The organism is Salmonella sp. 32120201201600049SM, from assembly GCF_017572835.1.
GTDB lineage: Bacteria > Pseudomonadota > Gammaproteobacteria > Enterobacterales > Enterobacteriaceae > Salmonella > Salmonella enterica.
In genome coordinates this window covers 86318-101734 of sequence record NZ_JAGESA010000005.1, presented here as the reverse complement: position 1 = coordinate 101734, position 15417 = coordinate 86318, and the positions used below count along the sequence as shown (strand labels likewise).

Here is a 15417-nt window from a genome sequence, read left to right as displayed (position 1 = left end):
GTCACGTGACTAAGTGAGTAAACTCTCAAGCAAGAGGTGACTCATATGAAAAAACCAGCATCAACCACCAAAAAGCCACGCAAGCAGCACACGCCTGAATTTCGCAGGAAGCCCTGAAACTGGCTGAACGCATTGGGGGGCCGCTGCCGCCCGCGAGCTTAACCTGTATGAATCACAGCTCTACAACTGGCGAAGCAAACAGCAAAATCAGCTCTCTTCTTCTGACCGCGAACAGGCGATGCCCGCAGAGATCGCCCATCTGAAGCGTCCGCTGGCAGAAGGGGATGAGGAACTGGCCATTCTCCAGAAGGCCGCGGCATACTTCGCGAGGCGCCTGAAATGAAGTATGTCTTCATCGAAAAACATCAGGCTGAATTCAGTACCAAAGCCATGTGCCGTGTACTTCAGGTTGCCCGTAGTGGCTGGTACGTCTGGCATCAGCGTCGTCATCAGATAAACCAGCGTCAGCAGTTCCGCCTTATCTGTGATAACGTCGTCCGGGAGGCATTCAGTGACGCAAACAGCGCTATGGTGCGCCACGCCTGACGGATGTATAACATAAAAACCGTGGCGGCCAGCTTGCGATGCGTTACAGATGGTGCAATGGCGGCGTAAACGACTGGGAAAGTCAGCGTGCATACAGACAGAGGTGGTCAGTACTATTCAACGGATTAGCAGAGCTTACTGAAACGACATAATCTGCGGGGGAGTATGAGCACCAGAGGCTGTTGTTATGACAATGCCTGTGCAGAAAGCTTCTTTCACACGCTGAAGGTGGAATGTATCCACGGAGAGGGCTTTGCCAGCTGGGAAATAATGCAGACAGCAGTGTTTAATGATATCGAGTGTGATTACAATCAACGGCGTCGTCACAGTGCCTGTGGCAGTCTCAGTCCGGAACAATTTGAAAACCAGAACCTTGCTTAGGGTTGTGTCCATATTACGCGGGTAGGATCAGTCCATTTCTGTAGTCTGCCTGTTGTTCTTCATCGTCAGTTGAAGTAACAGCTTTACCTCCGGCTACAGTAAGGATGATTGAAAAAATCATTTTAATGGCTTCAGCCAGCCCATTAAAAAATTGCTTTCCAACTATCTGATTTATTAGAGGTATTGTCTTTCATTAAGATAGCGAGTCCTGGTGGTTTAAAAATAAAGACACAGTATTATAATGAAAATAACACATCATTAAATATTGAATTTGCTAACTCGTTGTGTGATGCTGAAATGATTTTATTGCATATTATTAATTTCTGGGATGAATGTTATGAATGGAAAATTTTTGTGTGGTTTATTGGTTTCGCTATTAATTAGCGGATGCGGTGACGATAACACCCCTACAGAGAAAGTCTTGAAAGAACAATTTAGTAATCAATTTCATGGGCGTCTTATCCTTGATTCAATTGATATCAAGGAAACATCGGTTGATGGAAATAAGAGAACATATGCTGCTGATGGCTTACTTTCTACTGGCTACGATCTGTATACACCAGTTGCCTCGTTAACTGATTATATTGTTGTTCAAAAATCGTGGGATAAAGGCAAAGATATTAAATTCTCAGCAACTTTGAACAGTCTTGGTAATAAAGATACTGGATGGAAAACAATATTTTCTTCATTACAAATGTCAGAAACACCAAAAGGAAATCCAATTCCTAATGTTGAAACTGACGGTAAATATATCATCATGGATGGAGCAGGTTTTGATGATAAAATAAATGCAATTAAAGATGAATATGCCAGGAAGAAATCAAAACTAAACGAATTAAATAATGATATCGCAAAAGTTAAAACTAATATATTAGTTATTAATAAAGAAATCGATGAGTGTTGGGGGAAAGGGGAAGATGGAAAAACACAAAGCCGTTATTTTGTTCAGCGTGATTTGAATAAAGAGCTGGAACTCTTTAATAAAGAAAATGCTCCTTATTATTTTGAGAAGAAGTACAATGCTGAAGTTTTCGACCCAGCAATGAAGGCTCGCCGGGAAAAATTAAAGAATTACAGGTTGAGTGATTTTGATGACATAAGGGCGGAGAAACGTGCTGTATTAGAAAAACATAAAGAAGAATACTCCGTAAAATATAATGAAATTAATGAGAAGATAAAAGCGAAAATGAAGGTGCTCGATGATGGTTTACAAGAGTTGATAGCAAAGAAACGTGGTCTCATACAGCAGCAATCAACCATCTCAGACGAGATTCGCAATCTTGATTATCAATATAAAAATTGGGTAAATTTTATGGAAGAGCTAAATAAAAGAAAATAACTGACTATTATTATGAGTGATAAAAAAGAGACTGAAATCTGATCTCTTTTTTTGAGCCTGTCAGTAATTCTATGTAACTGCTAATATATTAAAGGTGATTGCTCAGGCGGTCACCGAATTCGATAATAAAGCGGCCCATCGCCAGTCGCCAGTTCTGGATCGGCATACCCCATTTTTTTGATGCATCCTTGATTGCCAGATAAATAACTTTTCGTACCGAGTCATCCGTCGGGAACACTTTGCGTTTCTTAATCGCGGCACGGATCACGCTGTTCAGGGATTCGACTGCGTTTGTAGTGTAGATGGTAGATGGTCTTGCGGATATCCGGCGGATAACTGAAGAGCGTATTGAGGTTTTCCCAGTGCGCACGCCAGCTTTTGCTGATTTGCGGATATTTCGGGAAGACGCTGTTTATCGCATCCGGGAAGCCCTTCAGACCGTCCACACAGGCAATCAGGATGTCCTGAAGGCCCCGCTTTTTCAGCTCCGTCAGCACGCTTAGCCAGAACTTTGTGCCTTCATTTCCGGACAGCCACATGCCGGCAACGCTTTCTGACCTTCGGTATTGATCCCCAGCGCAGGGAAAACTGCTTTGTTTATCACACTGCCATTCTGATGAACTTTGACAACATACAGTCCATATAAACAAAGGGATACAGCGTATCCATTTGTCGGTTTTGCCACTCAGTGACCTGCTCTTTTACGGCGTCGGTGACTTTAGATATCAGCGTGGGCGACACATCGGAGTCGTACATTTCTTTGAAGGTGGCAACGATTTCGCGGGTAGTCATGCCTTTAGCGCAGAGGGATAAAATCTGGCTGTCCATCTGCGTAATGCACGTCTGGTGCTTCTTAATCAGCTGCGGTTCGAAGGTATTTTCACGGTCACGCGGCGTGTTCAGTTCGATCTCGCTGTTATTGCATAACACCGTTTTTGACGAGTAGCCATTGCGGGGGGATGAGCCTGTTTTGGGCGCATTTTTCTCATACCCGGGGTGGTCAGGCAGCTCCGCATTGAGCGCTGTTTCGACGGTAAGCTTCGTCAACATGCGGGAAAAAGCATGGAGATCGGCTTCGGTTTTAAGGCCTTCAGCCACTTCAGCCGCAAGGGCTTTGAGTTTCTTTTCGTCCATAATTGCCTGTCTCTGTTGTTGGAGTGAACATATCAAAAACAGGCACTTACACAATTTTAATTACAGTCTCACGCCCGGTCGCCCCTACGCAGTTGCACTTCCTTTCATTTGCTGTGGCCAGTTTGCGGGAAGACTTTCACCTTCAGTAATTAAGTTTGGGGTGATCTTCTTTACTCAATAAATTATTTTTGTCGTTCAGCTCCTCACGGACTTTTGCCAGTGACTTCTGAAATGCCGGGATTGTTTGCAGTCTTGCAAACTCTACTGCTCCCACATAACGGCCAGCATCAACATCACTTTGCCAGTGAGCACCACATATCACTCTGCTTTGCCCGAACTCCCATCCTCGTCTGGCGAGCTCCTGCGCGCGTTCCGGTCTGGCCTCGGATAATACTAATGCCAGAAGTGTACCATAAGCAGTATGCCCGGAAGGGTAAGAGCCATCTTTTCGCAAAGTATTCTCATCTTCAGGACGGCAGGTGGAATGATTAAATAAGACAAAGGGGCGAGTACGCATATAATATTTTTTTGCCGAAGCAGTAGCGTAGTAGCCGCCCATTTTCAGAAGATTCTGTAACATATTCCAGGTTTCAGGCGTATCTTTGGGATTAATTTTAGCACCCACTACTGGCGAGAATATTCTGGCTATATTTTCCACGCTTACATCTGCATCCTCAGCAGCTTGTTTCCATCGTGGGGAACCCTTTATCGCATAGCCCTTGAAATAAGCCTCCTTATCATAGCGGAAAGCCGGATCATCATTACCTGGCGGTGGTGGTAAGTAGAACTGACTGTTCACTGATTCTTCAGGAGAATGAAAGGGTTGCACTGTTTCTGCTGATGTATATTTAGCTACGATCAGTGGTAGAAAAAATAGTAAATAACGACTTTTCATAAAGACTCACTCCGGATCAGGCAATAATAAACAGATGTAATCCTATAATGATTTATTGCAATGGTTATTCAACATACAGGTAAAAAAGCAGGACGCTGTACTGGCATTATCGTCTGTCCATACCGGACTGACTGCAGCGGACAACAGAACAATACCGGTACTTCCGGCTAACAGCATTTTGTTTAACTTTTCTCCCCGGTTGTTTTTTATCTGCGTGCCTGACTGACACGCATTAGGTTAAAATGTTTACGTAATAACAAACTATGAATAAGTATTTTAAACTATGTGCCCTGTTACCCCGACAACTACCACCAGTCATGATGTGCTGAGTATTAATTTATGATTATGAACAAGAGTCGTAAACAATATTTAAGAATAAAGAAACCGAAAAAGAAAAAATGCCAAAATTGGCGAAGGGATTATTGTTGTCAGTGATGGAAAAGTTCATGGCGGAAATATTGGATTCACTTGTCGAGGCTAGCGAACCGTCAGATGGAGTGATACGCGTTATTACTGATAATAATCTCCCTGTAGCTAAGTAAGCTTTTGACCCTGGCCCAAAGGTGAGCGGCTGATCGCCGAAGCGTTGGGCGTTGCGCCAGAGAAAATCTGGCCTTCTCGTTATAGCTAGTCAGACCAGAGATGGGGGCTACGGATTTCCATTCCCAGAAAAGCAAAAACCCAGCCATAGGCTGGGTTTTCTGAATAAGTGGTGCCCGGACTCGGAATCGAACCAAGGACACGGGGATTTTCAATCCCCTGCTCTACCGACTGAGCTATCCGGGCAACGGGGCGCATTAAACCGTAAAGGGGCGCGGTCGTCAACGGCTTTACACGAAAAAAGTGATAAAAGCGCGCTGACTGCCTGCTTTTCAGGCAAAATGCATAAAATCAGTACCCGTCAGGTGAGCGCTCCACCCTGACGGCACTGTGCAAAACGCAGAATATCTTCCGCCAACCGCTGAGCGGTATCTACATCAGCCTGACTGCGGTTGACCAGCATTCGGCTGAGACAACCTTCCAGCACCAGCTCCATCTGCCTTGCAACCATCGCCGGATCGTCAATTTCCAGCGTGGTCAGTAGCTCATGGGTAAAATCATGTGCCGCGCGTTTTTGTTGATTAGCCAGTTGGTGAATAGGATGGGTTGGGTCGGGATAAAACGTACAGGCGGCAATGAACAAGCAACCAGGATAACGGTTATTACTGACACATTCCGAGAGCGCGCTGTAGCGTGCCAGTAGCTTTTGTTCAGCAGAAAGCGTCTCATCAAGAAGAAGCTGGCGTCGCCAGATATCTACCTGCTGACTCAGATAACGTAGCGCGTCATATAAAATGGCTTCTTTATCTGGCCAGAAACGCTGTAATGTGTCGAGTGGGCGATTTACGCGCTCCGCCACCATTTCCAGCGTAGTATCGGCTATCCCTTGCGTCTCCAGTAATTTCAGGGCTTCTCCCAGAATATCTTCACGTTGCACGGTATTCTCCTCCGTCTTTGCTTTTGCAAGTGTCGCTCACGGTTGGCGATCGTGCAAATGCGCGCTAAAGGTGGCGGCGTCCATAAAGCCGGTGACTCGCGCTTGCGGCTGTTCCTGGCCTTGGGCATCAAAGAACAGAATGGTGGGCAGCCCGAGAACTTGCAGATGCTTTAACAGCGCGACGTCCTGCGCATTGTTAGCGGTGACGTTAGCCTGTAAGAGCACCGTGTCGCCGAGCGCCTGCTGGACCCGCGGATCGCTGAAGGTATACTTTTCAAACTCTTTACAGGCCACGCACCAGTCGGCGTAGAAATCCAGCATAACGGGTTTGCCTTTGGCCTGCGCCAGCGCCTGATTGAGTTCGTCCACGGTAGAAATAGCCGTGAAATTGAGGTGCGCTGGAGCTTGCGCGGATGGCGATCCGAACGCCCAATCCTGTAGAGGCCGCACGCTAATGAGCGCTGCCGCCAGCAGGATAATCTGTACGATACGCATCCACGCTCGTCTGGCCTGAAGGCTGGTGATAAAGGCCCAACCAAAGAAAGCGACGCCCAGCAGCGACCACAGACGTAAACCCCAAGCCTCGCCAATAATCCGCTCCAGTAAAAAGACCGGTAACGCGAGGATCACGAAACCAAAAGCGGTTTTAACATGCGCCATCCACGGGCCGCTTTTCGGTAGCAGGCGGTTGCCAAACACGGTGACCAGCATTAGCGGCAGACCCATACCTAATGCATACAAATACAGCGTGCCGCCGCCCAGCCACATGTTGCCGCTCTGAGCGATATAAAGCAGAATCGCGCTTAACGGCGCTGTAGTGCAGGGCGAGCAAATTAATCCGGCAATCGCCCCCATAACAAAAACACCGCCGGGCGAGCCGCCTTGCTGACGATTACTCATTAATGTCAGCCGGGTTTGCAGTGAGGAGGGGAGCTGTAGTGTGAACAGGCCAAACATCGACAACGCAAGCAGGGTGAACACGATGGCAAGGCTGATTAACACATAAGGGTGCTGCAGTGCCGCCTGAAACTGTAATCCCGCTGCGGCGACGACCAGACCCAGTGCGGTATAGGTCAGCGCCATCCCTTGTACATAGATAAAGGCCAGCAGCAGTGCGCGCCCCGTCGACAAACGTTGCCTTCCCCCCAGGACAATACCGGAAATCAGCGGATACATGGGTAAAACGCAGGGCGTAAAGGCGATGCCTATGCCGATCAGCAGCGCCCAGAGCGCGGAAAAAGGTAGCTGGGCGGCGGGTTTTGACGTCTCACTCGTCTGGGTGACAGCAGGCGTCGGCGTGGCGTCTATTGCCGCGGCGACTTCACTTAGCGGCACCGTTTTCGTTTCCGGCGGATAACAGAATCCCGCATCGGCGCACCCCTGGTACGTTATCGTTAATGTCGCGCCAGCCGCCGCCTGGTTAACCGTTACCGGAACGTTTAGCCGCTTACGGTAGATTTCGCTTTTTCCGTAGAACTCATCTTCATGCCAGACGCCTGCCGGGAGTTGGACTGCGGCGATATCCGCTTTCGTCGGCGTGATACTGATTTGTTTACGGTAAAGGTAGTAACCCTCTTTTACCTGCCAGGAGAGGGTAAGATCGTGTTGATTTTGCTGAAAATCAAAAACAAACGCCCGGTCGGCAGGGACGAACTGCGAGCGACCCGGCGCGTCGAATAATCCGGCGAAGGCGGATGTGCTGCACAGCAGCAGGATCAGCGTAAAGATGCGTTGAGCCATGAGAGGTAATCAGTATCTCCGTGAGTAACAGGTAAAACCAGAAGTTCAGGCGTTTGATACGGGTGATGAGACTTCAGGCAGTCGATAAGCGCTTGCTGATGTGAAACGGTGGTTTTTAAGATCATTTGAACTTCATACTCCTGCTCCAGTTTGCCTTCCCAGTAGTACAGCGATGTCGCGCCGGGGAGGAGGGTGGCGCAGGCGGCCAGTTTTTCCGCCAGCACTTTGGCGGCCAGATCCTGGGCGGTAGCTTCATCCGGGGCGGTACAAAGCACCACAACGGCCTCGGGGATGGAAATATCCTGACTCTTAACATCAAGCATAAACACCTCGAAAGAACAAAAAGACCCGCAAGTGAACGGTCACTATACAACGGACGAGGGCAGGATGTTAGTCAAAGGGCGGGAGAATGCGGGGCGTGATACGCCCCGCGGGTGAAACACTTACAGCATAAAGCTGCCCAGCAGGAAGCCGAAGCAGACAGCCAGAACGACGCCTAGGGTGCCTGGGATGAAGAACGGGTGGTTAAAGACGAATTTACCGATACGGGTTGTACCGGTGTCATCCATCTGTACCGCCGCAACCAGAGTCGGGTAGGTCGGCAAAATGAACAGGCCGGAAACGGCGGCGAAGGAAGCGACTGCCGTCAGCGGAGAGACGTTCAGCGCCAGCGCCATCGGCATCAGCGCTTTCGCCGTTGCCGCCTGAGAGTAGAGCAGCGCGGAAGCAAAGAAGAAGATGACGGCCAGCAGCCACGGATGGCCCTGGATGACGCTACCCGCAGTGTCTTTGATCCAGTCGATGTTAGCGGATACGAAGGTATCGCCCAGCCACGCCACGCCCAGAATACAGATACAGGCGCTCATCCCTGCTTTAAAGGTACTGGAGTTGAGGATGGCGTCAGTTTCCACTTTACACAGGATGGTGGTCAGCGTTGCGACGCTCAACATGATGATCAAAATAGCGTTGGTGGTGTTCATCAGCGGTTTCTCAACCAGGCCGAGGCTCGGACTGTTGACAATCGCATAAACAACCACGCAGATAACGCCCAGCAGGAACAGCCAGACGGAATTTTTTGCCATTGGTTTGATTTCAATCTGCTTTTCACCACGCAGTTCAATCAGCCCTTCTTCCAGACGCTTGCGGTAAATCGGGTCGTCCGACAGTTTGGAGTTGAACAGCATCGTGACCAGGAAGGACATCACCAGCACCGCCAGCAGCGTAGAGGGGATAACCACGGACAGCAGGTGAATATAGCTAATGCCATGACCTTCCATAACAGAAGACATATACACCACGGCCGCAGAAATCGGCGAGGCGGTAATCGCAATCTGCGCGGATACCACGGCGGTCGAGAGCGGACGGCAAGGTTTGATTCCCTGCTCCTTCGCGACTTCAGCAATAACCGGCAGCGTTGCCAGGGAAATATTCCCGGTACCAGCAAAAATAGTCAGGAAATAGGTCACAATCGGTGCGAGGATAGTGATGTATTTCGGGTTCTTACGCAGCAGTTTTTCCGTCTGGTTTACCAAATAATCCAGACCGCCCGCGACCTGCATAGCAGAGATCGCGGCGATAACCGCCATGATGATGGAAATGACATCGAATGGAATTGTCCCTGGCTTCACGCCGATGGCGGCAAGTACCAGAACACCCAGCCCACCTGCGAATCCAATACCGATGCCCCCAAGTCTGGCACCCAAAAAGATTGCCAGCAAAACAATGATAAGTTCGACAACTATCATATTAGCCTTCCTTGTTGTTTAACAAGTTGATATTAAATTGTTGTTATTTGGTAACTTCTTGTAAGAAAAAAGGCACGTCATCGTGACGTGCCTCTTTGGTACTACCCTATACGATTACTGTTCGCTTTCATCAGTATAACGTTTAGCTTTATAAGCCGGGTGCATCAAGTTCTGTACGGAGAAAATATCGTCCAGCTCGGCTTCCGTTAACAGGCCGCGCTCCAGCACAACTTCACGTACGCTCTTACCGGTTTCAGCACAGATTTTACCGACGATGTCGCCGTTGTGGTGGCCGATGAACGGGTTGAGGTAAGTGACGATACCGATGGAGTTATAAACGTACCCTTCGCACACTTCTTTATTCGCGGTAATGCCGTTAACGCATTTTTCCAGCAGGTTGTAGCACGCGTTGCTCAGAATGTGGATGGATTCGAACATCGCCTGACCGATAACCGGCTCCATAACGTTCAACTGCAACTGACCGGCTTCCGCCGCCATCGTAACGGTGGTGTCGTTACCGATGACTTTAAAGCATACCTGGTTTACGACTTCCGGTACTACCGGGTTCACTTTGGCTGGCATGATGGAAGAGCCCGCCTGCAGTTCCGGCAGGTTGATCTCGTTCAGGCCGGCACGAGGACCAGAAGAGAGCAAGCGCAGGTCGTTACAGATTTTGGACATCTTCACTGCCAAACGTTTCAGCGCGCTGTGAACCATAACATATGCGCCACAGTCAGATGTCGCCTCAATCAGATCTTCAGCCGGAACACAGGCGAAACCAGTGACTTCAGCCAGTTTTTTCACCGCCAGCGGAGAGTATTCTTTCGGCGTGTTCAGACCGGTACCGATTGCCGTTGCGCCAAGGTTGACTTCCAGCAGCAGCTCAGCAGTACGCTCGATGCTTTTCACTTCTTCTTTCAGCAGGATGCTAAACGCACGGAATTCTTGACCAAGCGTCATCGGTACGGCGTCCTGCAACTGGGTACGACCCATTTTCAGGATGTCCTGGAATTCAACCGCTTTACGTTCGAAACCTTCACGCAACTGGTTGATGGCATCGATCAGTTTGACGATAGAGGCGTAAACCGCTACACGGAAGCCTGTCGGATAGGCGTCGTTAGTGGATTGACATTTATTCACGTGGTCGTTCGGGTTCAGGTACTGATATTCACCTTTCTGATGACCCATCAGTTCCAGCCCGATGTTGGCCAGCACTTCGTTGGTATTCATGTTGACGGAAGTGCCCGCGCCGCCCTGGTAGACATCTACCGGGAACTGGTCCATGCACTTACCGTTGTTAAGGACTTCATCACATGCGGCAATGATGGCATTCGCCACACTCTTAGGAATGGTTTGCAGCTCTTTGTTGGCCAGCGCCGCCGCTTTTTTTACCATAACCATGCCACGCACAAATTCAGGGATGTCGCTGATTTTGTTATTGCTAATGTAGAAGTTTTCAATCGCTCTCAGAGTGTGAACACCATAGTAGGCTTCAGCTGGAACTTCCCTGGTACCCAACAGATCTTCTTCGATACGAATGTTGTTTGACATGTGAACCTTCTTTTTCAAGCTGCCAATGATTTTTACTTTAAAACACACAGGATATATGTGATTTCGAATGTTTTCTGACCGACGATTATCCCCTCCATCGGCCTGATAAACGAGATCATATGCTGGTTCAGAATTCCTACCGTAATCTGGATCACTTAAAGTGTGGGAATTTACCCCTTATTTATTATTTTGTGAAATAGGTCACCGCTTTAGTATTACTACCTAAAATAGGTGTACAAACCACTTGAAATTTTGCTACGCACCACCATATCGAATCGATGCGAATCGCAACCCCATTCAAATGGTCGTCGCAGACGGCCATGACTTACAGGAGAGTCCTTTGCGCTGGATACCCTTTTTAGCTGTCTTTCTCTATGTTTACATTGAGATTTCTATCTTTATCCAGGTCGCCCATGTGCTTGGCGTCCTGATGACGTTAATCCTGGTGATTTTTACGTCTGTTATCGGTATGTCGCTGGTACGTAACCAGGGTTTTAAAAACTTTTTGCTGATGCAACAAAAAATGGCGGCCGGTGAGAGCCCGGCGGCAGAAATGATTAAGAGTGTATCGCTGATCATCGCTGGCTTACTGCTCCTGTTGCCGGGATTTTTCACCGATTTTCTCGGCCTTCTCCTTTTGTTACCGCCAGTGCAAAAACATTTGACGCTGAAGTTGCTGCCGCATTTACGTTTTTCCCGGATGCCGGGCGGCGGGTTTAGCGCGGGTACTGGCGGTGGCGAAACATTTGACGGCGAGTATCAGCGTAAAGATGACGATCGCGATCGTATTGAACATAAAGACGATCGTCGGGATTAAAGGTAGAGATGCTGGCCGGATAAGTCGCGTGAGGCGTTATCCGGCCAACAGATACGTCTTACGCCATGCGTTTTCGCTTCGGTAAAAACAGCCATAATGCTGCCAGCATAATAATGGCATATAAGCTTTTCCACCCCAGCATTACCAGCAATAACAGGCACAGTAGACAACCCGTCACCGCCAGTGCATAGCAGCGCCCTTTCAACAGTCGACAGCCCGCCAGCATACAAAGCAGATAGAGCATAATAAAAATACCGTTAGCATAGACGATCAGCGCATTGAGGTTAATCTTCAGGGCGTAGACGACCAGGGAACTCACGCAACAACAGGCCAGAATAACGTTTAACGCGTGCAAGGGAAGGCGTCCGGGAGAGAGTTGAGCCAGATAGTGATCGGGCTGATATTGCATTTGCGTCCATATCAGACGCGCAAAACTCTGAGCATACACATTCAGGCTGGCAAAGCAGGTGAGATAACCAATAATGCAGGCTATCCACAACGCCTGGATACCGAAGAGATGAACAATAATAAGCGGTAGCGATGCTGTTGCCGCTATCTTGTCGCTATAGACGCCAAAATGCAGCACCACGGCGGTACAGGTCCAATAAATGGAGCCGGCCAGCATCAGGCCAATGATCAATGCGCGCGGAAAATCACGTTCAGGATTTTTAAATTCAGACGACAAATGCGTAAAAGCCTCAATTCCCACAAATCCCCAGAACATGATCGCCAGGGCGGTACACAGCCGGGAAAAGGTGATTTCGTTTGCGGCTGGGAAGGTGATATCTGCAGGTTTAATCGCGCCTTTCCACAGAATGGCGGCAATAAGCGCGATAATTAATCCAGCGATAATGGCTTGCAGGTTGGCGCTGGAGCTGGCGCCGCGCGATCCCATAAACCATAGTAAACCTAGAGTACCCAGCTCCCCAAATAAGAGCTGTTCGCTTTGCCAGCCAAACAGCGCCTGGCCGAAACCCACCGCAATATGCAAGGCTGCGGGAAAACTAACAGGAATGACTGATAAAAACAGCCAACTGATCACTCGTTGCAGACGCGGGCCAAATGCCATCCCGACAAAATGCGCTACGCCGCCAGCGTGTGGAAAGTGACGCCCCAGCACAGCAAAGACAATCGCAATAGGGAAAATCAAAATAATGAGCAGCGGCCATGCCCAAAGGCTGATGTCGCCTGCCGCCAGCGCAGCCAGCTCCGGAAGCGCAAAAACGCCAGTCCCTAATAATGATGTGGTTAACAAGATAACGCCCTGAACCAACCCAAGCTCTTTTTTTAGTTCATTCATCAGCTCATTATCCGGCGGCATTGTAACGTCAGGTGACGACAGACATTTTTAAGCGTATCACACACGCCTTTTCTTATAGCAGGATGTTCTAAACCTTGGGTAAACGTGAGATAAGTAGCGTTTTTACCGCTTTTTTCGCTCAGAAGAATTTTTTTTCATCTCCCCCCTTGAAGGGGCAAAACCCCATCCCCATCTCTCTGGTCACCAGCCGGGAAACCGTTTACGGGCCGGCGTCACCCATAACTGATAATGACTTTCTCAAAGGAGAGCTATCAATGAGTATTCGTCCGTTACATGATCGTGTGATCGTCAAACGTAAAGAAGTTGAGTCTAAATCTGCTGGCGGCATCGTACTGACCGGTTCCGCAGCGGGTAAATCAACTCGTGGCGAAATCATCGCTGTCGGTAAGGGTCGCATCCTGGACAACGGTACTGTACAGCCGCTGGACGTGAAAGTTGGCGACATCGTTATTTTTAACGATGGCTACGGTGTGAAATCTGAAAAGATCGACAATGAAGAAGTGTTGATCATGTCTGAAAGCGACATTCTGGCAATTGTTGAAGCGTAATCCGCGAACGACACTGAACATACGAATTTAAGGGAAAGAGAAAATGGCAGCTAAAGACGTAAAATTCGGTAACGACGCTCGTGTGAAAATGCTGCGCGGCGTAAACGTACTGGCAGATGCAGTGAAAGTAACCCTCGGTCCGAAAGGCCGTAACGTGGTTCTGGATAAATCTTTCGGTGCGCCGACTATCACTAAAGATGGTGTTTCCGTAGCGCGTGAAATCGAACTGGAAGACAAGTTTGAAAACATGGGCGCGCAGATGGTGAAAGAAGTTGCCTCTAAAGCGAACGATGCTGCAGGCGACGGCACCACCACCGCGACCGTACTGGCGCAGTCCATCATTACCGAAGGCTTGAAAGCCGTTGCTGCGGGCATGAACCCGATGGACCTGAAACGTGGTATCGACAAAGCGGTTGCTGCGGCGGTTGAAGAGCTGAAAGCCCTGTCCGTACCGTGCTCCGACTCTAAAGCGATTGCTCAGGTAGGTACTATCTCCGCTAACTCCGACGAAACCGTAGGTAAACTGATTGCGGAAGCGATGGATAAAGTCGGTAAAGAAGGCGTCATCACCGTTGAAGACGGTACCGGTCTGCAGGACGAACTGGACGTGGTTGAAGGTATGCAGTTTGACCGCGGCTACCTGTCTCCTTACTTCATCAACAAGCCGGAAACTGGCGCAGTAGAGCTGGAAAGCCCGTTCATCCTGCTGGCTGATAAGAAAATCTCCAACATCCGCGAAATGCTGCCGGTTCTGGAAGCCGTTGCAAAAGCAGGCAAACCGCTGCTGATCATCGCTGAAGATGTTGAAGGCGAAGCGCTGGCTACCCTGGTAGTGAACACCATGCGTGGCATCGTGAAAGTGGCTGCTGTTAAGGCACCGGGCTTCGGCGATCGTCGTAAGGCGATGCTGCAGGATATCGCTACCCTGACCGGCGGTACCGTAATCTCTGAAGAGATCGGTATGGAGCTGGAAAAAGCAACCCTGGAAGACCTGGGTCAGGCGAAACGTGTTGTGATCAACAAAGACACCACCACCATCATCGATGGCGTGGGTGAAGAAGCTGCCATCCAGGGCCGTGTTGCTCAGATCCGTCAGCAGATTGAAGAAGCGACCTCCGACTACGATCGTGAAAAACTGCAGGAGCGCGTAGCGAAACTGGCAGGCGGCGTTGCGGTTATCAAAGTTGGCGCTGCGACCGAAGTTGAAATGAAAGAGAAGAAAGCCCGCGTTGAAGATGCCCTGCACGCGACCCGTGCTGCGGTAGAAGAAGGCGTGGTTGCTGGTGGTGGCGTTGCGCTGATCCGCGTTGCTTCTAAAATTGCTGACCTGAAAGGCCAGAACGAAGACCAGAACGTGGGTATCAAAGTTGCGCTGCGCGCAATGGAAGCTCCGCTGCGTCAGATCGTGCTGAACTGCGGCGAAGAGCCGTCTGTTGTCGCTAACACCGTTAAAGGCGGCGACGGTAACTACGGTTACAACGCAGCAACTGAAGAATACGGCAACATGATCGATATGGGTATCCTGGACCCAACCAAAGTTACCCGTTCTGCGCTGCAGTACGCGGCTTCTGTGGCTGGTCTGATGATCACTACCGAGTGCATGGTGACCGACCTGCCGAAAAGCGATGCTCCTGATTTAGGCGCTGCTGGCGGCATGGGTGGTATGGGTGGTATGGGCGGCATGATGTAATTGCCCACACCCTGCATCCTTCAGGCTGCAGATGCGTTGGCTAACCCCAGTCACTTACTTGAGTAAGTGACTGGGGATTACCGCCTTCCTGCAACTAGAATGATTTGGATGTTTATCTCCCAGAATTGAGAAACCCCCGGGCAGAAATGACCGGGGGTTTTTCTTTTAGTCATCTTTTTAGTATAAGATTCAGATACGGACAAAACGTCCAGCTCATTGATTATGGGGAATAA

11 protein-coding genes, 1 tRNA gene and 4 pseudogenes are annotated in these 15417 nt (G+C 49.3%); 6 read left to right on the top strand and 10 right to left on the bottom strand.

Going from position 1 to position 15417, the window contains the following annotated elements:
* Positions 1-45 precede the first annotated feature (45 nt).
* Positions 46-927 (top strand): annotated as a pseudogene (locus J4650_RS13220) (IS3 family transposase).
* 337 nt (positions 928-1264) lie between these two features.
* A complete protein-coding gene (locus J4650_RS13215; RefSeq protein WP_023993529.1) occupies positions 1265-2266 on the top strand; it encodes a DUF1202 family protein in 1002 nt (333 codons plus the stop codon).
* A gap of 88 nt (positions 2267-2354) precedes the next feature.
* Here the strand turns inward: J4650_RS13215 and J4650_RS13210 are convergent.
* From J4650_RS13210 to J4650_RS22840, 3 genes and pseudogenes are all read right to left on the bottom strand, one after another.
* Positions 2355-3400, bottom strand: a pseudogene (locus J4650_RS13210) (IS256 family transposase).
* Between the two features lie 142 nt (positions 3401-3542).
* Positions 3543-4295, bottom strand: coding sequence for a non-specific acid phosphatase (locus J4650_RS13205; protein WP_023993527.1), 753 nt, complete (start codon positions 4293-4295; stop codon positions 3543-3545).
* Positions 4296-4385: 90 nt separating this feature from the next.
* Positions 4386-4472 (bottom strand): annotated as a pseudogene (locus J4650_RS22840) (porin family protein); the annotation flags it as partial.
* Between the two features lie 376 nt (positions 4473-4848).
* Here J4650_RS22840 and J4650_RS13200 point away from each other — a divergent pair.
* Positions 4849-4926 (top strand): annotated as a pseudogene (locus J4650_RS13200) (helix-turn-helix domain-containing protein); the annotation flags it as partial.
* 79 nt (positions 4927-5005) lie between these two features.
* On the opposite strand, the gene J4650_RS13195 reads toward J4650_RS13200, so the two are convergent.
* From J4650_RS13195 to aspA, 6 genes are all read right to left on the bottom strand, one after another.
* A tRNA-Phe gene (locus J4650_RS13195) sits at positions 5006-5081 on the bottom strand.
* A 115-nt stretch (positions 5082-5196) separates the two neighbouring features.
* A complete protein-coding gene (locus tag J4650_RS13190; RefSeq protein WP_001188509.1) occupies positions 5197-5772 on the bottom strand; it encodes a transcriptional regulator in 576 nt (191 codons plus the stop codon).
* A 36-nt stretch (positions 5773-5808) separates the two neighbouring features.
* Positions 5809-7512: a protein-disulfide reductase DsbD gene (locus J4650_RS13185; RefSeq protein WP_023993526.1), complete on the bottom strand. Its 1704-nt coding sequence runs from the start codon at positions 7510-7512 to the stop codon at positions 5809-5811.
* A complete protein-coding gene (cutA, locus tag J4650_RS13180; protein WP_000887832.1) occupies positions 7488-7835 on the bottom strand; it encodes a divalent cation tolerance protein CutA in 348 nt (115 codons plus the stop codon). The genes J4650_RS13185 and cutA overlap by 25 nt, the downstream gene beginning before the upstream one ends.
* Before the next feature lie 120 nt (positions 7836-7955).
* A complete protein-coding gene (dcuA, locus tag J4650_RS13175) occupies positions 7956-9257 on the bottom strand; it encodes an anaerobic C4-dicarboxylate transporter DcuA (protein WP_000637595.1) in 1302 nt (433 codons plus the stop codon).
* A 114-nt stretch (positions 9258-9371) separates the two neighbouring features.
* On the bottom strand, positions 9372-10808 hold the full coding sequence (aspA, locus tag J4650_RS13170) for an aspartate ammonia-lyase (RefSeq protein WP_000069440.1): 1437 nt from the start codon (positions 10806-10808) through the stop codon (positions 9372-9374).
* Between the two features lie 340 nt (positions 10809-11148).
* On the opposite strand from aspA, the gene J4650_RS13165 reads away from it, so the two are divergent.
* Complete coding sequence (locus tag J4650_RS13165) at positions 11149-11625, top strand: FxsA family protein (protein WP_001267291.1); 477 nt, start codon at positions 11149-11151, stop codon at positions 11623-11625.
* A gap of 58 nt (positions 11626-11683) precedes the next feature.
* Here J4650_RS13165 and yjeH read toward each other — a convergent pair whose 3' ends face one another.
* Positions 11684-12925, bottom strand: a complete 1242-nt coding sequence (gene yjeH / locus J4650_RS13160; protein WP_001670701.1) for an L-methionine/branched-chain amino acid transporter — start codon at positions 12923-12925, stop codon at positions 11684-11686.
* Positions 12926-13200: 275 nt separating this feature from the next.
* Between yjeH and J4650_RS13155 the strand changes: the two genes are divergently transcribed.
* Positions 13201-13494: a co-chaperone GroES gene (locus J4650_RS13155; protein WP_000027827.1), complete on the top strand. Its 294-nt coding sequence runs from the start codon at positions 13201-13203 to the stop codon at positions 13492-13494.
* A gap of 43 nt (positions 13495-13537) precedes the next feature.
* Entirely contained in the window at positions 13538-15184 is a 1647-nt protein-coding gene (gene groL / locus J4650_RS13150) for a chaperonin GroEL (protein ID WP_000729126.1), read from the top strand.
* Positions 15185-15417 lie beyond the last annotated feature (233 nt).